Consider the following 25157-nt stretch of genomic DNA (forward strand, 5'->3'; position numbering starts at 1 on the left):
CATGAAGCGCCTGTGGCCGTTCACTCCCCGGGGCACCGGGGCGATCGCGCTCGCGGTCGCGGCCTTCATCGGGGCGAGCGAGCTGGGCCTGGTGGAACTGATCTACTTCGGGATGCTGCTGGTGGCGGCCGTGGCCGCGAGCCTGGTCGCCCTCTACCTGACTCAGCGCACCGACAGCGTCGAGCGCGCCCTGCAGCCCGACACCGTACCGGTGGGCGGCGGAGCCGACGTGACGGTGCAGGTGGGCGCGCGAAGCGCCATGCCGACGGCGGCGGGCACGTGGCAGGACTCCCTTCCGCACGGGCTGGCCGGCGACGCGCGCGGGGTGTTCCCCGCCCTCTCCTCGGGCCTTCGCGGCGCGGAACGGACGGTCGAGTTGACGTATCACGTCCGCGGCGTCCACCGCGGCGTGCACGCGATCGGCCCCCTGCACGTGCGGGTGGGTGACCCGTTCGGGCTCGTCCGCCGCAGCATCGTGCTCGGCGCGCGCACCCGTGTGACGGTGGCGCCGGCCGTGGTGGAGCTGTCCGCGCTGCCGAACCTCGCCGGCGAGACCGGCGGGATGCTGCACGTCACCAATGAGCAGCTCGGCCAGGGTTCCGACAATCTGTCGCCGCGCGCGTACGCGCCCGGCGACTCCATGCGGCGCATCCACTGGCGGGCGACGGCGCACCGGGACCAGCTCATGGTGCGTCAGGAGGAGCAGGAATCCACGCCCGAAGCGACGGTGATCCTGGATCGCGGCGTCCTGCGCTGGTCGCCCGACGCGATGAGCGCACCCGGCGGCGACGACGGGTTCGAGGCTGCGGTCTCCGCGTGCGTGTCGGTCGCCGCCCGGCTCGTGCGCGACGGGTACGGCGTCGACATCGCCGACAGCGACGGCGCGCTTCTGACCGCGAGGATCGACGGTGGCGAGGTCGCCGAGATCGATCATCTCGCCACCGACTTCGCCGTGCTCACCGCCAGGCGAGACGACACGCTGGGGCGCCTGGCGCAGGTGTTCGCCGGCACGCTGACCGGCCCCGTGGTCGTCATCGTCGGGCGGCTCGACCCCTCGGACGTCGACGCGCTCGGGCCGATCGTGCACCACGCGGCCACAGCGGTCCTGCTCGCGGTGGCGCCGATCGGCGACGCGCTCGATCTGGCTGCGCGCGACGGCTGGCACGCAGCGCGACTCGATCCGGACGCCGACCTCGTGGACGTCTGGTCGTCGGTCGTCCACGGAGGCGCCGACCACCGGGTCACCGAGCAGCGCTCACCCGAACGGGGCGCAGCCGACCGCCTGGATCCCGATCATGTCCTCCGTTGAGCCGCGCGCTCGCCGTCGCGGCGAGCGCAGTCTGACCGTCGGCGTCCTCGTGGCGCTGCTGGCGTCGCTCATGCCGCTGCTGCGGGTCGTGACGCCGGGTGCGTGGCTGCTGGGAACGGTGGTCATGATCACGGCGCTGCTGATCGCCGGCTTCGCCGCGCGGCGCCTGCGTCTTCCCGCGGTGGCCGTCAGCCTCATCGAGGCGGTCCTGTGGGTCGCCTTCATGAGTGTGGTGTTCCTTCGGGACGACTCGCTGTTCGGCGTCATCCCCACGGTCGACTCGGTGCAGCTCGTACCCCGGCTGCTGGATGCCGCCATGGAGGACATCGTCGAAGGTGTCGCTCCCATGCAGGCGACATCGGCGCTGGGATTCCTGATCGTGGGCGCCGCGGGGCTGCTCACGATCGTGGTGGACCACGTCGTCTTGACGGCCCGGATGCCGCTCGTGGCCGCGATCGCCCTGATCGTGGTCTCGCTGATCCCGGCGATCGCGGTGCCGGTCGAACCGGATGTGTCGGCCTTCGTCCTGCTGGCCGCGGCGATCCTGTATCTCGTACGCGCCGAGACGAGATCGCGCGAACCGCTCGCGCCGCCGCGTCCAGGTCGCGAGACGGCCGGGCCGACGGGAGCGACGGCGACGGCTCTCGGCATCGGCGCCGTCGCGGTGGTCGTCGCCCTGGTGGTGACACCGGCCCTTCCGCAGCCGGTCATCAAAGGGGGCGCCGGCGAGTACGGAACGGGGATCGGTCTCGACGCGTCGCTCCAGCTCGGCAGCGACCTGCGGCGTCCGCGCGAAGTCGAGGTGATGCTGGTGCGCAGCAACGCCCCGGCGCCGCCGTACCTGCGTGCGACGACGCTCACCGACTTCGATGGCGACGTGTGGCTGCCCGACCGATCGCGGACCGTGCCCCTGACGGATCCGGACGGGTTCGGACCTCTGGGGGTCGACGACGGGATCGAGACCGTCGAGCAGACGACCACCATCGAGGTGCGCAATCTGTCATCCACGTGGCTTCCGGTGTCGTATCCGGCGACGGAGGTGACGGGAGTCCAGGGCGAGTGGGGGGCGGTGCCGTACAACCGCACGCTGGTGGCCCGCACCGCGAGCAGTCAGGGACAGCAGTACCAGGTGGTCACCCAGGTGCCGCGTCCGACGCTCGAGCAGATCCGGGCACGCGAAGCATCCCGACCCCCGTCCGCGACGACAGGCGAGCCGGACAGCACCACGCGCGTGCCGGCGGGGCTGCCGTCGATCATCCGTGACCTCGCCCGCGAGGTGACCGCCGAGGCCGAGACGGACTACGACCGGCTCGCGGCGCTGCAGCAGTGGTTCCGCGGCGGCGACTTCCGCTATTCGCTCTTCGCACCCGTCGAGGAGGGTTTCGACGGCAGCGGCGCCGAGGCGATCGCACGATTCCTCGAGGTGCGCGAGGGCTACTGCATCCATTACGCCTCGGCGTTCGCGCTCATGGCCCGCACGCTGGGGATGCCGTCGCGGATCGTCGTCGGCTACCTCCCCGGAGCTCCGACGACAGACGCCATCGATCGGCAGACCGTCCACTCGGTGTCGACGAGCCGCACCCACGCGTGGCCCGAGGTGTATTTCGACGGCGTCGGCTGGGTGGCGTTCGAGCCGACCAACAGCCTCGGCTCCCCCACCGCGTTCAGCTCCGCACCCGAAACCCCCGGTGACGCGGACGGCGGCCCGGAAGAGACGGACGGGCCGAGCGCGTCGCCGACGGCCAGCGCCACGGGCGCGGCCCCGGGTCTGGATGCGGACGAGGGCGGGACAGCCACCGGCACGCAGACCACCGGCGAGGACGGTTGGCCGCCCCTGCTGGTGCTCGTCGTCGTCCTGATCGCTCTGACTCTCCCGGCCGCCGTGCGCGAACTCCGACGCCGCGGGCAGCTGTCGGCGGCGCGTGAGGGCGATGTGGCCGCGGCGTGGATCCTGGTGCAGGAGACGGCGATCGATGTCGGCATCCCGGTGCCGGCCGCAGAGTCGCCGCGAGCGCTGGGAAGCCGCTTGGTCGAGGCCCACGGCGTGCCGGCAGACGAGATGAGGCGACTCGTCGAGGCGATCGAGCGGACCAGCTATGCGCCGCGTCGCTCGCGGATGTGGGCGGGCGAGGGGGTCCCGGATGCCGCATCCGCCGTCCGCAGCGCGCTGCTGGCCGGGGCCGACGGACCGCGTCGCGTGTTGGCGACGGTGGCTCCACGGTCGCTCATCATCCGCCCCGGAACGGCCTACGCCGCCGCCCGGATCTGATCCGGGGCGGCGGCGCAGGGCGTCGACGGCGTGAGGCGATCAGTAGCGATCGGCCCACGTCTTCAGCTGTGTGAGGGTGATGCCGGACTGAGCGGCCTTGCCCTTGAGTCCGAGCGACTTGGCGATCTGCGCGGCGGAGCAGCCGGCGGTCTCGACGACGGTGTACGCCGAGGACGTGCCGTTGCCGTTGACGAAGACGCCGCGGCTGTTGGCGTAGTAATAGCCGGATGCCGGCCGCACACTGTCGGGCAGCGAGGTGCCGGCGCACTTGTCTGCCGAGTCGGCGACGCCGTCCTTGTCGGCATCCGCGGTGATGACGGTGCCTCCCGTGCTGCCGCCGGTGCTTCCACCGGAGGAGCAGGTGAACGACCAGGTCAGGCTGGAAGGCCGAGTGCCTGCCGCTTCATACGACCATCCGAGGCCGTACGAGGTGCTGCTGGGCGCGGTGAAGGCGATTCCGCTGGTGGCGGGCGCTTCGTTCAGCGAAACGGTGCTGCTGACGCCGACGGAGAGGATGATCTTGTCTCCGGTGTACGCCGGCGACACCTTGGCGGTGAGCGTCTCGCCCGCCTTCATCGTGACGACCTCGCTCACCCACGATGCGGTGACCGTGCGTCCGTGCATCGACGCGCACGTCGTGCTCGAGGTGGCGGCGGACTCTCCGCCGCCGGTGCCGGGCTTGCCCGCGCTCGCGGGGAGTACCCCCGCGGTCAGGGCCAGGGCCAGGCCGGCGACGGCGCCGATGGCGCCCAGGATGGACGTGCGTGCTCTCATTGTTCATGCTCCTCGGTTAGACGGCGATGCGGGTACCACCATCCCGCCCCTCCCCAAGGGAACGAGAACGATACATCTGTATCAGAAATCTCACGCGTAACGCCACACCGGAATTTCGTGCTCGCTCACGTTAGCGGGTCGAAGCTGAGCGCTCCCCGACCGGATCCGGCCCGGCACCGGCGATCACCTCGTCCTGGTCCGCACCGTCGTCTTCGGACGAGTCGTCGGCGAACGGAACGTCGCCGCGCGGAGCGTCGTAGAGCTGGCGGTCGAGGATCCCCTCGCGCTGGGCGACGATCGTCGGCACGAGCGCCTGGCCCGCGACGTTCACCGCGGTGCGTCCCATGTCCAGGATCGGGTCGATGGCCAGAAGCAGTCCGACTCCTTCGAGGGGCAGTCCGAGTGTCGACAGCGTCAGGGTGAGCATGACGGTCGCGCCGGTGGTGCCGGCGGTGGCGGCCGAGCCGACCACCGAGACGATGACGATCAGCAGGTACTGCCAGATCGAGAGGTCGATGCCGAAGAACTGGGCCACGAAGATGGCTGCGATCGCGGGATAGATGGCTGCGCAGCCGTCCATCTTCGTCGTTGCTCCGAGGGGCACCGCGAAGGACGCGTACTGGCGGGGGACTCCGAGGTTGCGCTCGGTCACCCGCTCCGTCAGCGGAAGGGTGCCGATGGACGAGCGGCTGACGAACGCGAGCTGCACGGCCGGCCACACACCCGAGAAGTACTGGCGGATGGAGAGTCCGTGCGCGCGCACCAGGATCGGGTACACGGCGAACAGCACGAGAGCGAGACCGATGTAGACGGCGCCGGCGAACCATGCCAGCGTCGTGAGCTTCTCCCAGCCGTACTTCACCACCGCCGCGCCGATGAGGCCGAGGGTGCCGAGCGGTGCGATGCGGATGATCCACCACAGCACGCGCTGGATGATCTTCAGCGCGGACTCGGTGACGTCGAGGAACGGCTCGGCGCGGCGTCCGAGCTTGAGGGCTGCGATGCCGACCGCGACAGCGATGACGATCACCTGCAGGATGTTGAAGCCGACGCTCGACGCCGCCGCACCGGTCTCGGGGTCGATCGAGGTCGACACCGTCAGGCCGAGGTAGTTCTGCGGAATGATGCCGACGAGGAAGTTCCACCAGGTGCCCACGCTCGAGGGCTCGCCGGCGACGAGCTGAGACTGGTCGACGCGCGCCCCCGGCTGGATCACCACTCCCAGCACGATGCCGATGGTGACCGCGATGAGTGCCGTGATGGCGAACCAGAGGATGGTCTGTCCCGCCAGGCGTGCGGCGTTGGTGACCCGCCGGAGCTGCGCGATGCTCGCGACGATCGCGGTGAAGATCAGCGGAACGACCGCGAGCTTCAGCAACGTGACGTACGAACTTCCCACGGTGTCGAGAGTCGCCGCGAGCGCGTTCGGGGCGCCGTCGGCGCCCGGCCCGATACTGCGGGCCAGCAGACCCAGCACGACCCCCAGCACGAGAGCGGCCGTGATCTGGAAGCCGAAGGAGGTCAGGATGCGTCGCGGTGCGCTCTTGGCGGCGGGGCGCGCGGTCGAAGGGGTGGAGCTCATAGTTCTCTCTCGAAGTCAGCGGACGGCTGGCGGGGTCGATGCGTCACTCTGCTGAGGCGACCCGGTCGAGGCTAGGCCGATTGTCGGATGCCGGGGCTTGATGTGACGCGGGATGACAACCAGGGCGATGACCGGTTTCATTCCCGATTCATCGGGACTCTTTCGACCAGGTAGACTGTCCGGCGGCCCTCCGGGGCTGCTGGAGGATTCGCCTAGTGGCCTATGGCGCACGCTTGGAAAGCGTGTTGGGTGCAAGCCCTCAGGGGTTCGAATCCCCTATCCTCCGCGCCTGCGATCCCAGTGTTTTCAAGGGATCGCGACCCCATTTTCGTCTCGTGGCACAGTTGGTGGCACAGTTAAGTCGGTTTCGCTGCTCAAAATCCAGCTCTGAAGAGCCGCTCAGACAGCGAGTAGGCAGCGCTCCCTTGCATTGAGCCTGGGCTCATGCGCCCCTCGTCTGTCACGGAGTCGGAGGGACCGACGGTCGTGTTGGGCGACGTTCGGGTCGTCGCCGACCGGCCGCGGCCCCGCCGGGTGCTTAGGGCGTTCAATCAAGATCACCGAGTCCGGCGTATCCTCCGTGCCTTATCTCGGTAGCTCTCCGACGATTCGCGTCTTGACTTCTTGACAGATCGATTCGAGCGCGCGGTGGTCGAGCCGTGCGAAGGGAAGTCGCCATCCTTCCAAGGTGGGGGCGAACGGAATCCACACCGGTTGACCCTCAGCATCATGGACAGTGAGGGCGATGACCGTTATCGGCCGATTGACGGTTGCCACCCCGAGGTCGACCTGCATCACGCGTGCTGCGTCCAACTCGAATACGCGCACGGGGGCTTCGCTGCCTTTCCAGAGCGAGATGCCCGCCTCGTCGACCACGATGACGCCGTAGTCGCCCAGCCGCCGTCTCTTGAGGCCGAGCCACCTCAGCGAGTCGACCAATTCCTGCGGATGAAGCACTGGCAGGACGAGCGAATCGGGGAAGAGGTTTCGCAGGGCGTGCAAGCGTCGCCGTTGCGGCCTGACCGAGAAAGCAATCGCCACGGTGATCGCGATCAGCAACCCTCCGATGATGACGACCGTCATGGGAACCGCCGCGTCACCCAGGGTGCTGGCGCGCGACGCAGCCAGCGTGATCTGCAGGATCACAAAGCCCCCGAAACCTGCCGCGGCTGCGATCCACAGCCCCCGACGGCCCGTCGCGCTATCGTCTGAGCTCACACGAGCTCCACAGCCTGCGGCCCAAGAAGCTGGCCAACGAGGTCTGCGGCGCCCCTCTGGAGCGTCCTCACGGCGTGTGAGTACGTGTTCAGCGTCGTCTGGATGTCGGCATGACCGAGCCGCTCAGACACGATCTTTGGGTGCACACCGGCCCGCAGGAGCAGTGTGGCGTGGGTATGCCGCAGCTCGTGCAGGTGTAGCTCGTCCAGATCCGGGTGAGCGGCCACCGCCTTGAGGACGCGCTCACGCCACTGTCGCGAGAACTGTGTCGGGTTGTGCGGCTGGCCGTACCGGTTGCAGAAGATGAGGTGCTCGCCGCGGGCCAGCTCCGGCGAGACAGCACGGAGCATGTCGCGCTTTGCCCGGAACGCTCCCGCAAGGCGCACGTCGATGTCGACATTTCGTACACGGCCGCTCTTGGTCGCCTTGAAGTCGATGATCGGCTTCTTGCCCGCCTCCTTGACGTACGACATCGCGCGCGCGATCGTGATGACGTTGTTCTCCAGGTCGAGGTCCTTCCACCTGATCGCCAGGATCTCCCCCCGCCGCATCCCCGTGCCCAGCAGGGTGAGCCACGCCAGCCACAGATAGTCCCCTGACGACTCCGACCAGTCGAGGAAGAGGCGGGCGTCCTCCGCGGACCAGGTCGCCATCTCAGGCGGGGCCGCCTCCAGCTTGGTGGGCGGAGAGGCACGCTTCGCGGGATTGAATCGGATGAGTCCGTCCTCGAGCGCGTGCTGCAGGACCTGCGAGATCAGCACGTGGATGTGACGCACCGTAGCTGCACCGAGCGGCTCGCCCACGTGTCCACGGTCTTTCCGCCCGTTTGCCTCGAGCTGTCGATAGAAGCGATTCAGCTGATCCTTCGAGATAGCAGCGATCGGCGTGCGCCCGACAGTTGACGGAAAAACGTGCACGCGAAAATGCTTGCGGTATCCAGCGAGGGTCGTAGGTCTCACGCGCAGAGAATCGAAGTACTTCTCTGCGTAGCCGTTCAGGCTCTCACGTGTCTCTTCAACGTGGTCGCCTCGGCGGATGTCTACTTGCACTTCGGTGAGCGCATTGAGAGCCTCGCGCTCCGTTGAAAAACCCCGTCGGAAGCGGCGGGAGGCATCGCCGTCCGCGCGATCCACCCAGTACGCGATCCGGTACTTCGTCTCGCCCGTCGTCGTCACATACGACGAGACCGTTCCATCCTGATTAGACCGGCGAGACACGGGTTCACCTACCGTCCGATGATCGGCCCGCCGGGCGCGGACGCCCCGACAATCGGCCCTGTAGCTGACGGATCAGGAAGGTCGACACCCGGGGCGAGACCCTCCATGCGCGCGCGATTCATCAAGCGGGTTGCCGTGCTCTGGCTCACGCCGAGGCAGTCGGCCACGGCCTTCAGCGGCGGCAGGTTGATGGTGACGGCCAGGCGGTACGTCGTCGACGCGTCCACGACGCTCGCCGTGAGATCGCGGTCGGTGCGCTCCTGCATGCGACGAAGGTACTCGGCGCCGGTCGCCGGCGGGTGGCCGTACTCCGAGACTGTGGAAACCTCGAGGCCGCTGGCTTGGAGTGCGTACTGCACGCGCACCTCGCGAAGCGTCAGGCTGGTGACCTCGTCCCCGTCCCCGGCGCGCAACACCCTGACCTCGTCCGCTACGGTCCGGCTCAGCGTCGGGTCATAAGCGACATGCACCTGGATGGCACCAGGCACTCCCGACTCGCCCTCGATGACGACCGTCCACGTCGCCGGCACGCTGACACCGTTGCCGACGTCAACACGCTGGTCGCTGACGTCGACATTTTGAACCCGCACCATGCCCGCCAGTATCCCAGGCGGCTTTTCACCGAACAAGCCGCGTCATGACACATTCATGTCACATCTGGCTCAAGATAATGCTACGGTGTGCCCATGCGCTGACAAAGGTGGCTCACAAAGGAGAGAGACATGAACCGCTCGCAGAACTCACTCGCCCTCACGTACAAGGACGCCGCCGCGCTGGTCGGCGTGGAGTACCGCACCATCAAGCTCGGGGTAGAGCGCGGGACGATACCGACTGTGCAGCTCGGCCCGCGCCGGATGATCCCCCGCGCGGCACTGCTGAGAGTGTTCGGCGTCGAACCCCCACCCTCAGCGTCATAGTCCCGCAGGCGGCAGCTGCCCTATGAGATTGGGTGATGCGCGCGTGCCGATTCGCGCATCAAGCAGCGCTCCAGAAAGTCCTGAGGTCGAGGATTGGGCGATGCCACATGAGGGCACCCAACTCCCCGCGCCTGTTGCGGCTGAGGTTGTTCGGGGTCGAGCCGTCGTCCTCAGCACCACAGTTCCGCAGGCGGCAGCACCGATTGCCGACAGCCAAATGTGACCACACGCCTCGCGGGCGCGTTGCCACCGTGTCCGCACGGACGCGGTTGGTACTTTCGCAGAATGATCACCACCGCGAGGAGAACCGTTAGCAGAGGACGGAAGGCCATCTCACGAATTACCAGCGACGCACTCTGGTGTAAGTGTGACTGACCAGCGGCGCCGCTCCGTGCAGCATGGGAACTCCGGCGACATCTGGATCGTGTATCACGACAGCTGGGCGGACAACAACATTCTGGGTGTCTTCGATAGCGCGGAGGAGGCCATGGAATTTCAGGAGCAAGTGTCGCCAGAATTTCCCCATGGGGCGCTTCTGACCCCGTTCCACGTGCCTTGGCGGTACAACGACCACGTGACGGAACTCACGATGGAGTAGTCCATCTCCCGCATGCTCAGAGATAGTGCTCGACGAAGCGGCGCGTCGCCGACCTACTCGTCGACCGAGCGCATCAAGCCAGCGCGATCAGCGCTGCTTCATCGCCGCAGCGATCCGACTGTCGAGGTCCTCAAGCTCCGCCATCAGATCGCTGGCCGCCCAGACCCGGTCCCGTTTGCGGCCAGTTATCTCCTGGATGATGCCCGCCTCCTCAAGGCGGGTTAGCGCCGCGTAGAGCTTCGGCGAGGCGGGGCCCGCGGTCCGCTCCACGTCTGCGATGCTCATGACCGGGTTGTCGAAGAAGGCCGGGATGAGTGCAGCCGCCGTTGAACCTCGGCGCACGTCAGCTTGCTCGATCCATTGCTGCGGGAATTGCTTGATCCGCTGCACCGACACCCTGCCCTCCTCGGCAGCAGCGACCGCCGAACGAAGCATCAGCTCGAGCAACGGCCGGACATTACCAACCCGGTAGCTGCCCAGCGCGTAGAAGTAGTCGTCTCGCCTGGCGAGCAGGCCGCTCGCGACGGGCACGACCGTATGGGGTGTGACGCCTCGCCGGCGGAGGATCGCTCCGATGAGAGCTCGACCGGTGCGGCCGTTGCCGTCACCGAAGGGGTGGATCGACTCGAATTGCGCGTGGGCGATCGTCGCCTGCGCCATGGTCGGCAGGTCATCCCGGTTCGCGAACGCGATCAGGTCGTCGAGCAGCTCGCTGACAAGAGCGGGACCGGGTGGAATGTACAGTGCGTTACGCGGGCTGTAGTCGCTGCCGCCGATCCAGTTCTGGCTGTCGCGGAGCTGACCGGCGTAGGGCCCTTCATGAAGGTCGTCGCGCATGAGCGCTTCGTGGGCGGTCAGGATGTCCGCTCGCTGAATGGTGCCGCGTGATCCCGCGGCCGCGACCATCGTGGAAAGTGCAGCGCTGGCCGCGACCATACTCACGGCCGAAGAGTTCGACTTTTGGCCGGCCAGCGCCCGCGCGAAGTCCGCGGTGCTCGCCGAGACGCGTTCGATCTTTGAGGACGCTACTGACTCGCTGCGGATCATGAAGCGCGCCATCGCCGCTGGCTGCCCGGTTGCCTCGCCGTCCATCGCCCCGAGCGCAACGAGCGCACGCTCGCCGAGCTGTGTGAGATCTGCAGGGACGACGTAGTCAAGGTCGGCGATCAGTGGAGGCAGCGAAGTCGCGACCTCGCTGAGCATCCGGTCCTCCCTGTTCCCGCCGCGACGCTCCTGGCGCCAGTGCACCACCTCGCTCCCGTGCGGCGGCCAGTGGCCACGCTCCCTCCCCACAACCACAACTTAGCCTCTCCCTATTTCTGTTTAGATTGTACAAACAGAAATACCCGGACGATAGTCGTGCTGGACAGAAGTTGGGATGGCCCGGAACGGGAAATCGCTCGGCGAATGCGGGGGCTGGCACTGAGCGCACCGCGAGTTGCCGTCTCAGCGCAACCCCTAAGCATCGTCAAGCGAGGCATCTGCCGCCGGTCACAAGCGGATCCCTGGCCGTGCGCGGTTCGGTCAGCGCGAGCAATCGTCGATAACACGATCGATCCACTCGTGCCGAGGGAGCGCCGAGATGGCAGAAGCAACAAACCAGGCGACCTCGAGCAGCTCGTCCCCATCGAGGTTTACTCGGTCGTCGGGAAGCGTGCACTCATAGGCGACGGTCACGTAACTAACACGGTCTCCGTTGGGGTAGACGGCCTCGAGCGCCTCGCCGCCGTAGGCGCCGACAATCCTCCCAACGACGGGTGTGACACCGAGTTCCTCCACCACTTCCCTCATCAACGCCGCGGACGGTTCCTCGCCGGGCTCGATCCCTCCGCCGATCAAACTCCAAAGACCGGAGTCACGTTGGCGCGCGAGCAGAAACCGCGGGCCGCTCCTAATGACTGCGGTCACTGCCGGCAGCAGAAGCAGGTCGGGCCCGACGCGCTTGCGGAGTGAGGCGACATAAGGCGAGATGGGCATGCAGACGAACCTACCGAGCGAACCCGCAGCCCGACCGGCGGTCCGCCCCAGTTTCGCTGGTGTGGCGAGCGGCGGTATTGCGGACGCGGACGTGCTCGTGGGCGGCGGGCAGAATGCTGGCATGAGCTTCCGCATTCGCAACGCGCGACTATCTGACGCTGCGGTCGTCGCAGACCTCCACGTACAGACGTGGCGCGAGGCGTACACGCAGTTGCTTCCCGACGGATTCTTCAGCGAGGAGTACATCCGCGGTCGCCACCAGATGTGGGTAAAGGTGCTCAGCGATCGGAGTGATCGGTGGACCGTGCATGTCGCAGAATCCGAGGACCAGATTCTCGGGTTCTGCTGGGCCGGGATCCCGCTGGGACCAGAGCAGGACGAGTTCCCTGGGCACCAGCAGCTATACGCGATCTACGTCTCAGCGGCGGCGTATGGGACCGGGGTCGGCCACGCGCTCCTCCAAGCATCTCTCGCAGACCGGCCAACTGTCCTGTGGGTCGCCAAGGAGAACCCCCGGGCGGTCGCGTTCTATCGCCGCAATGGCTTCGAATTCGACGGCACGGAGAAACTTGACCCGGGAGCGCCCGACATCACAGACGCACGAATGGTGCGAAGCGACCGGATCCTGGTCAGCACCAACTGACGCTCGTCACGTCCCCAAAGGGATCCCTTTGCGCGAATGCACTCCCGCGTCGGCGGGCCGGTCCTTGACTAGGTGCGGGTCTCGTGGCGCTTGGGTTTGAGGCGGTCGGGGGCGTCGGTTGCGGGGGTCCAGTCGCAGGTGAAGGAGCCCTTGTAGCCGAAGAGGAAGCCGAATCGCTTGTTGTGGACCTCGAGGTCGACGTGGAACATGCGGTCTCGCTCGTCGAACGATTCGCGGAGGCGTGCGCGGCCGCTGAACAGCATCGGGAACCGGAACGCGATCGGTCCTTCGTAGAAGCGTTGTGCGTCGGAGGTGAGGATGAGGGCGCCGGTGTCATCGACAGTCAGATCCAGGTCGACGGCGAGGTGCTGGTGGGTGCCGAGGTAATCGACGATGCGCCCTGCGTCGAGCACCATGGTGGCGTCGAACCGGCGCCGATGGTCACGGACGGTGTACTCGCGGACGAAGGTGACTGTCTCACGGCCGAGGGGGTCGCGGTAGGGATAGTTCTCAATGACGAACGGAACGTTGATTCCTGTGTCGGGAATGAGGATGTTGCGGAGACGTCCGATCTGCAGGAACGGGACGGTCCACCAGGGTCCACGGCGGATCTGGGTCATCACGCCATGGCCGATGCACGCCTCGCCTCGGTCCAACCCGACGCTGAAGCGGCGTTGCAGCATGGGATGCAAACGCGCGAAGTCGGCGCCCATGGCTTGTTCGAAGATGGACGTCATCGGATTGCCGCGGCCGGGTCGGCGAGTGTGGCGAGGGTAGCGGGTGCGTCCCGGAGGTGGTCGTCTCGTCGGGTTCCGCCGATGGGCGCTCGGCGACAGCGGGATGCGCGGGGCCGGCGCGGTTCCAGAAGAAGAGCACACTGTGCACCGGCCACCTCTCCGGTTCTTCACCACGCTCGACCCAGATGCGAAGACGGTCGAAGCTCCACGCCGTCGCCCACCCCAGCATCGGTCGCGCCACGAGGTCGAAGACTCGCGCCCATCCGGGGTCGTAGTCGTAGCCGGTGGTGAATCGCGTTGTCGCAGCGCCGATGGGCGCGTAGCGCCAGTATCCACGGCCGGCGCGGATCGGCGAGAGCGGATCCGCGGTCCAGAATCGCAACGCCGAGGTCCGGGTCCCGTCTGGTCGCGATCGCTCGCCGAGGCTGATGCCGACCCCTGCGACCGTGTGGAACGGAACACGGCGCGTGTAAGTGAAACGGCTCGCGCCGGACTCATCCAGACCGGTGGGCTCAATGCGGGAGAACCGCAGATCCCACCTCCCGTGCCGGTGCGCATCCTGGGTCAGCGCCCATACCTGCTCAACGGTGGCATCGATATCGATCTCCACGAAGATGCCCCGGCGCGCCACCCCTCGAGGCTAACCCGTGCGTGCAGTGGGCCCCGCTACAGAAGGTGACTAGCGTCGGGTTGGTGACGGTCGAAGGGCAGGAGCCCACGACGGGCGCGACGCCCCCCCACGTCGGCGCTCCATCCGTCGAGCCCCGTCAGTCTGTCTACCAGCAGGCACTGGGTGCGGAGTTTCACCTCCTCGATCCGAACCTGCAGAAGTACTTCGGCCCGATCCCTCACGGATGGGTTGGAAGCGCATCCGGCCTCTATACGGTGGCAGGATCCCGACACCGAGCGCTTTGCCCCGTGCTCGCGCTGATGGCCTGGCGCCACATCCTCTTTCCCGAACTCGAACAGAACGTCCCCTTCACCGTCACGAACAGACCCCGCGCGGACGGCAGCCTCAGCGCCGTGCGCACCTTCGACTATGCCCGCCGGACCCGGGTCATGGAAGACACCCTGACGGTCGTCGACGGTGAACTTCGTGACCGCCTGGGTAAGCGACGCGGACTCGAGGCCAGCCTTCAACTAGCCGTCATCGCAGCTCCAGCGTCAGCCCGCAAACGGATCCTTCAGTCAGAACGGCGATAGCGGAAGATCGCGATCGTGACGCCGACGACGAACAGCGCGAAGCCGCCGATGATCATCAACGAGGGCCACAGCGGGATCGCTGACATGGCGGACTCACCGGTAGCGTTCACGACATACGAGCACTGCGCGCCGAACGGGAGCAGAGATAGTTGCGGCCCGGCCGCGCTGACGCCTTCGTAGTACCTGTCGAACTCTGCGGGAGGGGTGATCGCGTAAAAACATGGTGCGCGCCGCTGCAGCATGGGTGCGACCCCGCTGAACGCTCCGTATATGGCCAGTGCGCCACCCAGCAGCGCTGAGACAATCGCGAGATCGAACCGGAGAGCCGTCGGGCGCCTCACAGCCGTTTCGCGGTTCGTCATGACGACAGTATGCCCGGCGAGTCTGAGTCAGCTTGCCGTCGTTCCTGACTCGCCCGCGACGCCGCCGTCCAGGTCGACAGCTCTCCGCGTAAGCCGGTCGGCCAGAGCGACGCCAGACCTTCTATGTCAGCCATCCGCAACACTCGGCACGCTCGGAGTGGCCGATGTCCGTATGACCTGCCCGCGCTGGCCTTCGCGTTCAGGTGCGTCATACGGGACAAGGACGGCGCTCGAAACGGATGCGAGACAAACGCCAGGACACGCGCGTGGCGAAGCGACGCACGTCTCGCGCTCAACAGCTACGTGACGAGAACTGTGTGGACCGAAGAGGTAGAGGACAACTGCAATGCACGCAGGCACCAGAGGTGGCGAACGCCCTATCGGAGCACTTCGGCACAGATACCTGCAGACAGCAAAAATACCTGGACAAGCACGAAAAACCAACCTAGCTTGGCGGCATGCGGGGCGGGTTGGAGCGGTGGAAACGAGGGGCCGGATCGCGTGGGGTACGGCAGGCGATCGCGTACGCGCTCGAGGGAACCTGCGACTCACACGTTCGTCACTCCGCCGGGCTCGAGGCGTTTGAGGCGTACGGTGCGGCATCCGATTCGACCGTTCAGCGCTTCGTCGTCGAACACGGCGTCATCACGACCGACGACCTCACCGCGGGTGGCCTGCGCGTCTGGCTCACCGGCCATGACCCGGTGAGCGGTGAGGACCGTGGCCGCCTGCGGCTCAGTCCCGACGCTGACCTGGTGCTCGACGGAACGATCAACCATCCGAAGTCCTTCAGCGTCGCCGCGTTGCTGCATCCGGAACTCGCCGCGGAGTTCGAGGCGCTGCAGGACCGGCTCCGGGACCGCATCCTGGCCACCTGGCAGACCGAGCTCAACGCTCGCCGCGGACACGGCGGTGCCATCCGAGAGGACATCGCACGGCTCGAGGTCGTTGAACTGCAGCACCGTCGCTCACGGGCACTCGACCCACACGTCCACCGCCACCTGTGGCTCAACGTAAAGGTGCTGGGCGAGGACGGGAAGTGGTCGAATCTCGACTCTCGCGTCGCGATGAAACTGCACACCGTCGTCAACGCGGAGGGTGAACTCGCCTCCCGCACCGACCCCATGTGGCTCGCCGCTCTGGCCCGCCATGGTTACACCCTCGATGGGGCGGGCGAGATCTCAGAACTTGCCGGCGCTGTACGGCCTCTGTCGCGTCGCTCCGCTCAGATCGAAGCGAACCGCGCCCGACTCGTCGAGGAATGGATCGCGGCCAACGCCGGCGCGTCCCCCAGCGTGGAGGTGCTGAACCAGATCGATCGACACGCGTGGGCACTGTCGCGCCCCAACAAGCCGACGGATCTGGACGAGGCGGCGTGGGCATCGCGCGTGCGGGACGAGATCGCCACGATCGACCCGGAGCTGGTCGCGGACCGCGCACCCGTCTCGCTGCCCGCGATGGGGATCGAGGCTCTCGATCCGGAGCTGCTCGCCGCGGCCGCGATCGTCGACGCTGACAAGCGTTCGGCGGCACGCGGCGGGCGGTTCAGCGCCTACGACATCCGGGCGGGAGCCATTCGCGCGCTCTCACGCACGGGTGTCGTCGCCGCGCGGCGTGAGCTCGACGAGGTGATCGAAGCCATTACCTCCAGGGCTCAGGAGCTTGCGACGAGGCTGGTCGCCGAGGCCACTCCCCCGCACGTCAAGGCGTTCATGGCCAACAACACCGTGCGGGACAAGATCCGACTGGGAAGCCGCCTCGACGCGCTCGCACAACCGGGCCGGTCGCTGCTTCCCCACGAACTACTCGCAGTCATGGCGGCAGAGCAGATCCCGCCGCTGGATCACTCCCAGGGAGTCGCCGCCTGCGCCATCGCCGGACTCGGTGGGCTCGTCACGGTGATCGGGCCCGCGGGTACGGGCAAGACGACCATGCTGCGTGCGGCGTCGCGAGCGTTGGCCGCGCAACAGCGGCGGATGCTGGTGGTCGCCCCTACCCGGAAGGCGGCATCCGTGGCCTCACGCGAAGTCGGGGCGGCGGCCTCCAGCATCCATGCCCTGCTCGCCGACCACGGATACCGGTGGGGCGCGGATGAGGCCGGGGCGACGGTGTGGACGCGGTTGCGAGTCGGCGACACGGACCACGCAACAGGCAAGGTCTACACCGGTCCGACTCGACACGCGCTGCGTCCTGGCGACCGGATCGTCGTCGACGAAGCCGGCATGGTGGATCTGCGAACCGCGAACCTCCTCACCGAGCTCGCGCTCGAGCTGCGCGCGGGCGTGGCGTTCGTCGGAGATCCCCATCAGGCACTCCCGGTCGGCCATGCAGGGGCGATGGCGTCCGCGATACGGCACGCCACAGCATCCGTCGAACTCGACACGGTGCACCGGTTCCGCGACCCGGACTACGCTGCGCTCACCCTGCGGCTGCGCCATGCCCGCGATCACGACGACGCACTCGATGTCGCCAACGACCTCGCCGAGTCCGGTCATCTCGAACGGGCCGACCATCATGACGCCGCGCGGGAGCGCATGGTCGAGGCGTACTTCCACTGGCACGCCCGCGGCCTTCGAGCAACCCTGGTGACCGGCACCAACGCCGAGGCCGACGCGATCAACGATGCTATTCAGCAGCGTCGCGTCGACCTGGGCGAGCTCGACCCCCGCACCGTCGCGTGGGGCATGGACGAGCAACGAATCCTCGTCGGCGACACCGTCCAAACCCGCCGCAACGACCAGCGAGCGGGCGTCGAGAACCGCGCCCAGTGGATCGTGCGCGCCGTCCACGACCACGGCGTCGACCTCATGTCAACGACCGACAGCGGCGAATGGCGGCGCGTGACGACGGAGTATGCCCTCGAGCACCTGCAGCTTGCCTACGCCTCAACTGTCCATGGCGTGCAGGGCGAGACTGCCGACGCGTCGATCGTGGGGCCCGGTGTCGACGCCGCCGGACTCTACGTCGGACTCACCCGCGGACGCATGCACAACGTTGCGGTCGTCGTGGCCGGAACCGAGCCTGCCGCCCGGCTGAGGGCCGCAGAAACGATGCTGCGCGGCACACCCGAACTGACTCTGCAGGATGCCGTGCGTGCGGCCGAGGCGGAGTTGTGGCGTGCGGCACGCAGTCCCGCCCCGCCGAGCCAGACCGGGCCCGTCGTCGCGGCGCCAGCGCCAGCGGGTGGGGTGGGGATATAGCGTCGCGTTACACGCCCGGTCATCGCGCATGCCTTCGGGCCGGTCATATGAGCGGTCGAGGTCGGCGATCACCGAGCGCGGGCAGAGCCATGGATACTTCGCACCTGACGCCCCCCACGTGCCCACCGTTGCCGACCCCGCGGTGAAAGGCTGCGGCGCTCAGTCAGTAGTGGTCACGAGCCTGAAGAATCACGATGTGGCCATCGGTGACGTAGTAGACGAGGCGATGCTTCTCGTCGATGCGGCGGGACCACGCGCCGGACAAGACGTGGCGCAGCGGCTCTGGCTTGCCGATCCCCTCGAAGGGATCTCGGAGCACGTCGGCGATGAGGAGATTGATCCGCTTCAGCGTCTTGCGGTCCTGAGTCTGCCAGTACACATAGTCCTCCCACCCGTTCGGGTCGAAGGCGAGCGCGCGCGTCACGCGTCGAGCAGGTCGTGCGACTCGAACTCTCCGCTGCGCGCACGCTCGATGGCCTCGAGCAGTCGCTCCGCGTTCGCCGGGTTGCGCAGCAAGTACGCGGTCTCGGTCAAGGCGTCGAAATCATCCTTCGACATGATCACCGCGTTGCCGCGCCGAGACACCACCTCGACAGGCGTGTGATCGTCGTTGACCTGCTGGATCAGACCAAACAGGCTCTTCCGTGCTTCAGACGCGGTGATGGCAGACACGCACAAACCCCCTAAGTAGTACCGGATAGCGTACCACTCCACGTACGCCAGGGGACCCGCAGTCGCGCAGTGGCGTGCCACATTGGCGGGATGAGAGTTCGTGGCTATCGGCAGGAATCGAGGTATTCCGCGAACGGCTCTCCGCCGTACGCTGCGGCGTCGGCGACAGTCGTGAAGCCCCATCGTTGCCGCGGTCCAAGGCATCCTCGTGCGAAGTCCACCCAGATCTCAACCTCTCGTTGAAGGTCGCCCGGCGCGTTGGATGCCACGAGCGTGAGGAATTCCCGCCAGTCGCGGATGATCCAGTGCCGGTCGTCATCGGGAAGGTGAATATCGACGGCGGGTGTTCCGTAGTCAACGCCCACTAGTTGCAGGCCGATGGGGTCAGCGCCTGAGAGATCAACACCACTGAGTGCCCAGGGACCAGACCCCTCCTCGACGCGACGCGCACCAATCGTCAGGCTGCCGACGCGCCCGGCGAAACGCACCCGGATGAGATCGGACCGGCCGAGGTCGGTGGCGCTGACCTTCGCGCGGCTCAGGTCGACGTCCGTCAGCGCGACGTCGCCGATTAGGCCACGGACATCGGCGCCCGGCATCTCGATGCGGTGCCATCGCGAACGCCTATACGCGCCGACTGTGCTGCCGATCTGTGCCGACCGCAGCGACGCACGATGGGCGGAACAATCCGACACCTCGACGCCCCAGCAGCGCAGGTCGTCCAGCTGTGCGTCGTCGAGCACGCAATCCGCGACCTGAAGGTTGAACCAGTTCATCCCCGACAGGCCGGCACCCGTGAGGTCGAGAGCAGACCATTCGCCGTCGCGCGCGGTGACCCGCTCCAGCATCGAGTTGTGCGTCGCAGCCAACAGGTCCACCTGCAGGCCCCGGAGATCGACGCGACCTTCCACACGGCCGAACGGGGAAACCGTCCGTAGGTGGCCCACTTGAAGCTCGCTGGCTATCTGACGAGCGGCCGCCCGGGCTTCCGGCTGTTTCCACCGCTCCCGCCAATAGCGCAACGCGTCCACCCGGCGCATCCGCCCCCCAATCCTCCGAACGAAGACTACGACGACCCAAACCATTAGAGAGCCGCACGCGACCTCGATCGACCGGACTGTCGGCCCGCTTATGGACCGGATGCGGGCGGGTCGGAGGTTTGGGCATGATTGCCGTGACTGGACAGGAGCGTTGATGCGATCGAGCGGACCGATCCCTGGCAACCCGTGGCCGCACGACATGGGGATCACCGTCGAGGACAGACCCCACGCACTGCTCGAGTTGCTGTGGATCCGCGAGGCCCACGACATGCACCTGCAAGGGACAGACCTCCCTCCTCTGCTCGTAGATGCGCCTGCTCGCGCGAGTGGATCTGGTCCGTCCGCTGCCGAACGGGTCGAGTGGGAGCGGGCGTGGCCGCGCCTGTGGCACGCTGCGGCGGAGCACGCCGGCCGTGACCAAGATCCCCGTCAGTTCGAACATCTCCAGCAGACCGCGCACGGATCACCCGAACACGAGAGGATCCTCCACGAGATTGTCGGGCCCTCATGGCGGGACGAATTCGACGACGCGGTCCTCGACGACGACGGCTATCAGGACTGGTCTCGCCGCAGCATGGACGTTCACCTCTCGTCGATGCGGGAGAGGATGACGCATTCGCCGGAGCACCGAGACCTCGATGCGCTCATCCGGGCTTGGCGTGCCGGGCTGACCAAAGTCGTGACCATCCCTTGCGAGGGCGAGTACTCGCGCAAGCTCACCAACAACGCGTTGCTGATGACCGACGCCACCCGCGACGACAACGACAGCTACCGGCGCGCCCTCGACGCATTCCGCTGACCCCTCAACGGGCCCCATCCGCACGCGCTCAGACGCGGTCGCTAGGTACGGCTCCCGCGCGAAGAGCGGTGAAGGACCGGCACTCGAGCGGAGGTCGCGGTTTCAAGTCCCGTTACTCCCTCCGGACTGGCGCTCGGGAACCGGAACAGAGATCACGAGTCACGCAGACGCGCCTGCGCCCGCGCTGGCAGAGTCGCTGATCTCAGGGATCGGCTGCTCAGCCGGGCCGTCTCACGTGGGGATCATTGCTCGTGCCGCTGAAGCTGCGGCAGGATGTCCGAGCCGTCACCGGCGGTGTCCTCATCGAGTCGCTTCGATGGCATGAAGAAGGTGGCGAGTGCAGCGACAACAAGTGCGATAACGCTGGACACGCCTGCGATCACTGGGAATCCGAAGAAGAAGTCCAACCCGACCAGAAGGCCATTCACCGCCCCAAACAGAACCCATCCGACAAGCGGGCTGAGGAAATTTGTGAGAAGGAACAGCGCCTTCCCGTACGACCTGTCCAGACGTCGCGCTGTCGCGATGGTGCCCGCGATCACCATCCCTGTCGTGAGCAGACCGAGTACCGTGCCCCACTTGACAGCGGCGGCGAACGTGGCCCACGTGAACTCGCCAGCGAACGTGAGGTAGTAGACGGTGAGGAGTCCGGTCGCCAGCGCGATGCCGATCACCGCGCCCCAGGCGATCACCTTCCAGTACAGCCTCATCGTCGACTGCTTCATGACGACAGACTACGAGGGCTCGCGCCTTCGAGGTTGCCGTGCCGGGCACGGGTCCGATCCCGTCGTTCTCGGTGTGGCCAGCGCCGGCCCGGCCCGGCAATCATGCGCACACGGATTCCTTTGCGAACCCACGCGGGTCGGCGACCGTCCGCTGAGGGACCGGGAATCGTGCACCGGCTTGCGGGAATCTGAGCGGCCCCTCCGCCGTCTCACCCACCGATATCCCGCCCGCGCTCTTGCACCTCGGAGATCGCCGCATCAATGCGCAGTCGGTATTCGTCGTGGGCGACAAGCTCGATGACGTTCCCGGCATCGTCGGTCGTGATAAGTCCCTTCACGGCTTCGGGCATCTCGTTGTACTGAGCCTGCACCTGCGACATGGTCGCGCGCAGCGACGAGTATCCGTATCTGTCGACCAAGTAGGGAAGGCAGAAAGGGCCGAGCAGGATCTCGTACTCGACAAAATTGAGGGGCGTGGACTCCCCAACCTTCGCGATCGACGGGCGGAGGCGGGCGAGACGCGCGTCGATCTCAGCCTCGGTCGCGAACTGCGCCAATCCCCGCAACGCGAACAGCTTCATCGAGTGATATCTCTCCCGCGCATAGGCCTCCGCGAAGAAATACGCCAGGTCGACGCGGTCACAGTCAGCGAGGAGCGTGAGGATCTTGTTGCGGTAGGCGAGGTCCTTACTGTCGCGGTAGATCCGAACCAAGTCTGGCGCGCCGTTGGGAAGGACCTTCGTGGTCAAGCCGAGGAGCGCAGCCCGATATGCCGGGTTGCGCTCCAAGACATCGCCATCGAGTTCTGAAGGGAGAGCACTCACGCGGCCATTCCACCATGGTGAACGACCTGTGCGTGATCAAGCGGAACGTCCTCGTCCACGTCGACGAGGGCGCTCTGGCCGCGAACGCACGAGGACCGGCTTCCGAACGGTGTGCGCTCGGTTGGGGTTGGCCAGCCGCCCCCGCCCCTTTCGACCTAAGGGATCTGAGACGCGCGACGTTGATCGAGGGTAGCTCTTGGGACCGGGCGGGACCGAAAGTCCATGAATGCGCCCGGTCACGACGTGGACATGTCCCCAATCTGCGCGCTCAAACCGCCCGCACTCGCCCGCCGGGTCTCGGTTCGGTGAGTCGACTCGCGCGTCAGTCCTCCGCCGTCTCAAAGCCTGCAAGGTACTCCAGGCGGTTGGTCATCTCGGCGTGGAGAGAATCCGTGGCTGTCTCGAAGCCCTGGCAACTCGCCGCAGTATCCGCTGAAAGCCCGAGCTGATATCGGATCTCCTGTGCTGCCCCCGGACGAGGGTCGATGGGCCATGTGGCGTAGTACGCGTCTTCGAACCGACCAGCGTTGACAATGGCGCTCAAAGTAGCTGCCTCAGCTATTTGAGCGTCCCGGATCGCGATCAGGTCGTCCTGAATTTCTGCTGGCCACATGTAGTACGAGTCGTCAAGAAGTTCCACTGACAAACGCCCCACGCGTAGAGCCTCGGCAGCGGCGGCCTTGACCGCTGTTGCATCTGCCTCTCCACCGTTCAGAAAAGTGTCCTCTTGCGCGGCGAAAGCCTCGTTTAGACCGGTGCCGGCGACGTTGCGCTGGCAGACAATTCCGAGGTATCGCTGACCAGCTTCCTCAGTGGATAGCTCAACTGGCCCCACATCTATGGTGGGTGTTGGAGACGGAATCGCCGTGGGCGTAGAAGGTGGAATCGCCGCGAGTGTAGGTGGTACCGACTCCGCTAAGTCGGAGGTCGGCCCCGCGCAACCCGACATCAGGAGTATTAGCGCCGCGACGCCGACGGTCGCGGGAAGGGCATTCCGCATGCCGTTCACCTTAGTGTCCGATGGGAACTACGGCCAAAGGTCTTTTCTGCGTGAAGGGCGGATGCATCTGTGGGCGGACGAGACCGTCGCTGGCGATTCCAAACCACGACCCAGACGAGGTCAACGATGCCCTACACGAGAGTGCGGATAACCGCTCGACTCTCTCCAAGCGGGCGCCGCTCGATGCGGCACCGCCCTACGCGCGACTGATGTTCCCGTACTGATCAACTGTCAGCACCACGGTCGCCCGTTTGCGGTTCAACGCCCGGTAGATCAGGTAGATGAGCCACAGCCCACCGGTGACGATCACGAGGACGGTATTCCAGAACCACCCCATACGGACGAGTTTTGTCACGACTGCCTGGAATCCAGCATTCGTCTCGACTGACCACCCGTCACGCGCATATTGCGCGACCACCGAGTTCAAGACTTGCGTGCGCGCCGCGTCGTCGAGGGGAGCTGGCACAGAGCGACCACTGGCACCTACGTCAGTCATGACCTGAGGGTACCCGTTCTCGAGAACGATGCTGAAGCAACGCAAAGCGAGGTTGCGCGTGCGCAATCAACGACCCGCAATCGGGCTACTTCGGAGGGTAGTGCGCCGCGAATAACTCCGTTCGCCTCAGATCGCGCGGACGATTGCAGCTGCGGTGACTGAGGCACGTGACTACTTGCCACCGACGAACGAGTTGCCGCCCAGCCGCTTCCCCGCGATCGTCGACTTCCCACTCGATCTCAACCCCGGCTCGGAGTGCCCGTCGCCGCGCTCAGGGCGTGTGAAGTAGAGTGTGAAGCGTGACCAACCGGAATGAATCACCCTCAGACGTCCCGGCCCTTCTCACGCAGGCACCGCTGGCCCGAGTCCTAGTTCAAGTTCGATGGCCCGAGCTATCGAGTTTTGACCTGGAGAGCGTCGCCACTGCGATGGCGCGCCAGCTCAGCGACTCATTTCCTCTGAAGCGTCGGGAGCCCGAAGTGCAGCTCGTCTTCACACCGGCTGGACCTCAGCAACAGGCCAACGGCTTTGTCCACAGGCTCACCTCGGCGGCTGACGATTGGACGATCTCGCTAGGTGCAAGCTTCATCGCGCTGGAGACGAGCGCCTATCAAGGACACGGTGCTTTTGTTGCTCGTCTGCGCAGTGCGCTATTAGCGCTCAACGAGTCGGCCAAGATTCCCGTAATCACGCGAATCGGATACAGGTACACGAATCGAATTGTGGGCGCCGATGACCTTGCACGCTTGAGTGAGCGTTTTGCTCCGTCAGTGCTCGGCGGCTTGGGAGACGCACCCAAGGGCTCGGTCTTGGTGCATACCATCACGGAGTCCGTCTACCGCTTTGACAACACGTCGTTATTGGTTCGATCGGCGCAGGTGGGTGCTAATGAGTCGATAGACCCTACGTTGGCGCCGGTGAAAGAAATGAGCTGGATTCTGGATCTCGACGCATACGACGAGTCGAGAGTCGCGTTTGCCGTCGACTCGATTTGCGAACGCGCCGAGCATCTCTCAGGCATTGCCAGCGGCCAATTCCATGCGCTAACCACTGAAGAGTTCACGAAGAGGTATGCATGAACGGGGTGGTCGAACTCAGTCCCCGCGTCTTCACGCTGTCAGCGATCGGGCTGACCGCTCTCGCCCTGTTGGGTACGTCAGTCCCAGTGGCGAGAGGGTCAGATTCGGTCGTTGTCCGACCCTTTCTCTCTCCCTCAGGCTCCTCGTCGAACGCCACCGACGGCATGATCGCGGCTAGCCAACCAGCTGAGACGGTTGCTGCAGTCGCGTCCTCATCACACGCTCAGCTCATCGCCGAGTTGCGAGCCAGCAGCTCATTCACCTGGGAGCAAACGGCGAAGCTGTTCGGCGTATCGCGTCGGACGGTGCATCTCTGGGCTGCCGGGGGCAACATGGCTTCCCAGAATGAGGAGCACCTGGCCGAGCTCCTTCGTGAGGTTCGTAGTATTCGAGCCGCTGGCGCGCCAGATGAGCGTCTACAACTGCTCGCGATGTTGGATCGCGAACGTTACGGTCGAGCGTCATCCGACGACGACATCAATCGCCCCGCATCCATCTACGCGGCGGGTGCCTGAT

Annotated in this window: 26 protein-coding genes, 1 tRNA gene and 1 pseudogene; 11 read left to right on the plus strand and 17 right to left on the minus strand. The window is 66.3% G+C overall.

The features are described from left to right. The first annotated feature begins 1 nt into the window (after position 1). Positions 2–1309, plus strand: a complete 1308-nt coding sequence (locus NFR93_RS06035) for a DUF58 domain-containing protein (protein ID WP_251450842.1) — start codon at positions 2–4, stop codon at positions 1307–1309. Next, the gene (locus NFR93_RS06040) at positions 1296–3578 is read left to right on the plus strand and encodes a transglutaminase TgpA family protein (RefSeq protein ID WP_251450844.1); all 2283 of its coding nucleotides are present in this window, start codon (positions 1296–1298) and stop codon (positions 3576–3578) included. Before NFR93_RS06035 ends, NFR93_RS06040 begins: the two co-directional genes overlap by 14 nt. Before the next feature lie 39 nt (positions 3579–3617). On the opposite strand, the gene NFR93_RS06045 is transcribed toward NFR93_RS06040, so the two are convergent. Together NFR93_RS06045 and NFR93_RS06050 are read right to left on the minus strand one after the other, a co-directional pair. Beyond that, positions 3618–4352, minus strand: coding sequence for a hypothetical protein (locus tag NFR93_RS06045; RefSeq protein ID WP_251450846.1), 735 nt, complete (start codon positions 4350–4352; stop codon positions 3618–3620). Between the two features lie 130 nt (positions 4353–4482). Beyond that, positions 4483–5934, minus strand: coding sequence for a dicarboxylate/amino acid:cation symporter (locus NFR93_RS06050; RefSeq protein ID WP_251450848.1), 1452 nt, complete (start codon positions 5932–5934; stop codon positions 4483–4485). 201 nt (positions 5935–6135) lie between these two features. Between NFR93_RS06050 and NFR93_RS06055 the strand changes: the two genes are divergently transcribed. Beyond that, positions 6136–6220, plus strand: a tRNA-Ser gene (locus NFR93_RS06055). 299 nt (positions 6221–6519) lie between these two features. On the opposite strand, the gene NFR93_RS06060 is transcribed toward NFR93_RS06055, so the two are convergent. The 3 genes from NFR93_RS06060 to NFR93_RS06070 are packed head-to-tail and all read right to left on the minus strand — an operon-like array spanning position 6520 to position 8998. Further along, positions 6520–7152: a hypothetical protein gene (locus tag NFR93_RS06060; RefSeq protein ID WP_251450850.1), complete on the minus strand. Its 633-nt coding sequence runs from the start codon at positions 7150–7152 to the stop codon at positions 6520–6522. Next, the gene (locus NFR93_RS06065; RefSeq protein ID WP_353049900.1) at positions 7149–8369 is read right to left on the minus strand and encodes a site-specific integrase; all 1221 of its coding nucleotides are present in this window, start codon (positions 8367–8369) and stop codon (positions 7149–7151) included. Before NFR93_RS06065 ends, NFR93_RS06060 begins: the two co-directional genes overlap by 4 nt. A gap of 8 nt (positions 8370–8377) precedes the next feature. Next, positions 8378–8998: a hypothetical protein gene (locus tag NFR93_RS06070; protein ID WP_251450854.1), complete on the minus strand. Its 621-nt coding sequence runs from the start codon at positions 8996–8998 to the stop codon at positions 8378–8380. 93 nt (positions 8999–9091) lie between these two features. Between NFR93_RS06070 and NFR93_RS06075 the strand changes: the two genes are divergently transcribed. After that, positions 9092–9286, plus strand: a complete 195-nt coding sequence (locus NFR93_RS06075; RefSeq protein ID WP_251450856.1) for a helix-turn-helix domain-containing protein — start codon at positions 9092–9094, stop codon at positions 9284–9286. 367 nt (positions 9287–9653) lie between these two features. After that, positions 9654–9884, plus strand: a complete 231-nt coding sequence (locus NFR93_RS06080) for a hypothetical protein (RefSeq protein WP_251450858.1) — start codon at positions 9654–9656, stop codon at positions 9882–9884. Positions 9885–9971: 87 nt separating this feature from the next. Here the strand turns inward: NFR93_RS06080 and NFR93_RS06085 are convergent, their stop codons facing one another. Together NFR93_RS06085 and NFR93_RS06090 are read right to left on the minus strand one after the other, a co-directional pair. Then, positions 9972–11087, minus strand: coding sequence for a Fic family protein (locus tag NFR93_RS06085; protein WP_251450860.1), 1116 nt, complete (start codon positions 11085–11087; stop codon positions 9972–9974). 321 nt (positions 11088–11408) lie between these two features. Further along, on the minus strand, positions 11409–11861 hold the full coding sequence (locus NFR93_RS06090; protein WP_251450862.1) for an NUDIX domain-containing protein: 453 nt from the start codon (positions 11859–11861) through the stop codon (positions 11409–11411). Here NFR93_RS06090 and NFR93_RS06095 point away from each other — a divergent pair. Beyond that, complete coding sequence (locus NFR93_RS06095; protein WP_251450863.1) at positions 11860–12504, plus strand: GNAT family N-acetyltransferase; 645 nt, start codon at positions 11860–11862, stop codon at positions 12502–12504. The genes NFR93_RS06090 and NFR93_RS06095 overlap by 2 nt on opposite strands. 68 nt (positions 12505–12572) lie before the next feature. Here NFR93_RS06095 and NFR93_RS06100 read toward each other — a convergent pair whose 3' ends face one another. Both NFR93_RS06100 and NFR93_RS16055 read right to left on the minus strand, forming a co-directional pair. Next, entirely contained in the window at positions 12573–13241 is a 669-nt protein-coding gene (locus tag NFR93_RS06100) for a DUF4166 domain-containing protein (RefSeq protein WP_251450865.1), read from the minus strand. 250 nt (positions 13242–13491) lie between these two features. Continuing rightward, positions 13492–13872 (minus strand): annotated as a pseudogene (locus NFR93_RS16055) (SRPBCC family protein); the annotation flags it as partial. Positions 13873–13934: 62 nt separating this feature from the next. Here NFR93_RS16055 and NFR93_RS06105 point away from each other — a divergent pair. Further along, positions 13935–14444 carry a DUF4166 domain-containing protein gene (locus NFR93_RS06105; RefSeq protein ID WP_251450867.1) on the plus strand — a complete coding sequence of 170 codons (510 nt, stop codon included), beginning with the start codon at positions 13935–13937 and terminating at the stop codon, positions 14442–14444. Here the strand turns inward: NFR93_RS06105 and NFR93_RS06110 are convergent. After that, complete coding sequence (locus NFR93_RS06110; RefSeq protein WP_251450869.1) at positions 14426–14806, minus strand: hypothetical protein; 381 nt, start codon at positions 14804–14806, stop codon at positions 14426–14428. The two genes, NFR93_RS06105 and NFR93_RS06110, sit on opposite strands and share 19 nt — an antisense overlap. A 458-nt stretch (positions 14807–15264) precedes the next feature. On the opposite strand from NFR93_RS06110, the gene NFR93_RS06115 reads away from it, so the two are divergent. Then, the gene (locus NFR93_RS06115; protein ID WP_251450871.1) at positions 15265–18006 is read left to right on the plus strand and encodes an AAA family ATPase; all 2742 of its coding nucleotides are present in this window, start codon (positions 15265–15267) and stop codon (positions 18004–18006) included. 163 nt (positions 18007–18169) lie between these two features. Here NFR93_RS06115 and NFR93_RS06120 read toward each other — a convergent pair whose 3' ends face one another. The 3 genes from NFR93_RS06120 to NFR93_RS06130 all read right to left on the minus strand — a co-directional run bounded on the left by NFR93_RS06120 (position 18170) and on the right by NFR93_RS06130 (position 19718). Beyond that, a complete protein-coding gene (locus NFR93_RS06120) occupies positions 18170–18430 on the minus strand; it encodes a Txe/YoeB family addiction module toxin (protein WP_251450873.1) in 261 nt (86 codons plus the stop codon). Further along, positions 18427–18678, minus strand: coding sequence for a type II toxin-antitoxin system Phd/YefM family antitoxin (locus NFR93_RS06125; protein ID WP_251450875.1), 252 nt, complete (start codon positions 18676–18678; stop codon positions 18427–18429). The genes NFR93_RS06120 and NFR93_RS06125 overlap by 4 nt, the downstream gene beginning before the upstream one ends. A gap of 104 nt (positions 18679–18782) precedes the next feature. Then, positions 18783–19718 carry a pentapeptide repeat-containing protein gene (locus NFR93_RS06130; protein ID WP_251450877.1) on the minus strand — a complete coding sequence of 312 codons (936 nt, stop codon included), beginning with the start codon at positions 19716–19718 and terminating at the stop codon, positions 18783–18785. Positions 19719–19872: 154 nt separating this feature from the next. On the opposite strand from NFR93_RS06130, the gene NFR93_RS06135 reads away from it, so the two are divergent. Beyond that, positions 19873–20517, plus strand: a complete 645-nt coding sequence (locus NFR93_RS06135; protein WP_251450879.1) for a hypothetical protein — start codon at positions 19873–19875, stop codon at positions 20515–20517. Positions 20518–20759: 242 nt separating this feature from the next. Here NFR93_RS06135 and NFR93_RS06140 read toward each other — a convergent pair whose 3' ends face one another. The 4 genes from NFR93_RS06140 to NFR93_RS06155 form a co-directional block, all read right to left on the minus strand. Beyond that, entirely contained in the window at positions 20760–21242 is a 483-nt protein-coding gene (locus tag NFR93_RS06140) for a hypothetical protein (protein WP_251450881.1), read from the minus strand. 209 nt (positions 21243–21451) lie between these two features. Then, positions 21452–22066, minus strand: a complete 615-nt coding sequence (locus NFR93_RS06145) for a hypothetical protein (protein WP_251450882.1) — start codon at positions 22064–22066, stop codon at positions 21452–21454. 322 nt (positions 22067–22388) lie between these two features. Further along, a complete protein-coding gene (locus NFR93_RS06150) occupies positions 22389–23066 on the minus strand; it encodes a hypothetical protein (protein WP_251450884.1) in 678 nt (225 codons plus the stop codon). 196 nt (positions 23067–23262) lie between these two features. Continuing rightward, complete coding sequence (locus tag NFR93_RS06155; RefSeq protein WP_251450886.1) at positions 23263–23562, minus strand: hypothetical protein; 300 nt, start codon at positions 23560–23562, stop codon at positions 23263–23265. A gap of 299 nt (positions 23563–23861) precedes the next feature. On the opposite strand from NFR93_RS06155, the gene NFR93_RS06160 reads away from it, so the two are divergent. After that, the gene (locus NFR93_RS06160) at positions 23862–24641 is read left to right on the plus strand and encodes a TIGR04255 family protein (RefSeq protein WP_251450888.1); all 780 of its coding nucleotides are present in this window, start codon (positions 23862–23864) and stop codon (positions 24639–24641) included. Continuing rightward, positions 24638–25156 (plus strand): hypothetical protein, encoded by a 519-nt coding sequence (locus tag NFR93_RS06165; protein ID WP_251450890.1) that lies wholly within the window; start codon positions 24638–24640, stop codon positions 25154–25156. The genes NFR93_RS06160 and NFR93_RS06165 overlap by 4 nt, the downstream gene beginning before the upstream one ends. Position 25157: the final 1 nt, after the last annotated feature.

This window comes from Microbacterium sp. Marseille-Q6648 (genome assembly GCF_943181415.1).
GTDB lineage: Bacteria > Actinomycetota > Actinomycetes > Actinomycetales > Microbacteriaceae > Microbacterium.

What these genes read in the sequence shown, in the direction of transcription:
- NFR93_RS06035 (WP_251450842.1), top strand. Translation starts at nt 2, where the DNA reads ATGAAGCGCCTGTGGCCGTTCACTCCCCGGGGCACCGGGGCGATCGCG.
- NFR93_RS06040 (WP_251450844.1), top strand. Translation starts at nt 1,296, where the DNA reads ATGTCCTCCGTTGAGCCGCGCGCTCGCCGTCGCGGCGAGCGCAGTCTG.
- NFR93_RS06045 (WP_251450846.1), bottom strand. Translation starts at nt 4,352, where the DNA reads ATGAGAGCACGCACGTCCATCCTGGGCGCCATCGGCGCCGTCGCCGGC.
- NFR93_RS06050 (WP_251450848.1), bottom strand. Translation starts at nt 5,934, where the DNA reads ATGAGCTCCACCCCTTCGACCGCGCGCCCCGCCGCCAAGAGCGCACCG.
- NFR93_RS06075 (WP_251450856.1), top strand. Translation starts at nt 9,092, where the DNA reads ATGAACCGCTCGCAGAACTCACTCGCCCTCACGTACAAGGACGCCGCC.
- NFR93_RS06085 (WP_251450860.1), bottom strand. Translation starts at nt 11,087, where the DNA reads ATGCTCAGCGAGGTCGCGACTTCGCTGCCTCCACTGATCGCCGACCTT.
- NFR93_RS06095 (WP_251450863.1), top strand. Translation starts at nt 11,860, where the DNA reads ATGCAGACGAACCTACCGAGCGAACCCGCAGCCCGACCGGCGGTCCGC.
- NFR93_RS06090 (WP_251450862.1), bottom strand. Translation starts at nt 11,861, where the DNA reads ATGCCCATCTCGCCTTATGTCGCCTCACTCCGCAAGCGCGTCGGGCCC.
- NFR93_RS06100 (WP_251450865.1), bottom strand. Translation starts at nt 13,241, where the DNA reads ATGACGTCCATCTTCGAACAAGCCATGGGCGCCGACTTCGCGCGTTTG.
- NFR93_RS06110 (WP_251450869.1), bottom strand. Translation starts at nt 14,806, where the DNA reads ATGACGAACCGCGAAACGGCTGTGAGGCGCCCGACGGCTCTCCGGTTC.
- NFR93_RS06115 (WP_251450871.1), top strand. Translation starts at nt 15,265, where the DNA reads ATGCGGGGCGGGTTGGAGCGGTGGAAACGAGGGGCCGGATCGCGTGGG.
- NFR93_RS06130 (WP_251450877.1), bottom strand. Translation starts at nt 19,718, where the DNA reads ATGCGCCGGGTGGACGCGTTGCGCTATTGGCGGGAGCGGTGGAAACAG.
- NFR93_RS06135 (WP_251450879.1), top strand. Translation starts at nt 19,873, where the DNA reads ATGCGATCGAGCGGACCGATCCCTGGCAACCCGTGGCCGCACGACATG.
- NFR93_RS06140 (WP_251450881.1), bottom strand. Translation starts at nt 21,242, where the DNA reads ATGAAGCAGTCGACGATGAGGCTGTACTGGAAGGTGATCGCCTGGGGC.
- NFR93_RS06150 (WP_251450884.1), bottom strand. Translation starts at nt 23,066, where the DNA reads ATGCGGAATGCCCTTCCCGCGACCGTCGGCGTCGCGGCGCTAATACTC.
- NFR93_RS06155 (WP_251450886.1), bottom strand. Translation starts at nt 23,562, where the DNA reads ATGACTGACGTAGGTGCCAGTGGTCGCTCTGTGCCAGCTCCCCTCGAC.
- NFR93_RS06165 (WP_251450890.1), top strand. Translation starts at nt 24,638, where the DNA reads ATGAACGGGGTGGTCGAACTCAGTCCCCGCGTCTTCACGCTGTCAGCG.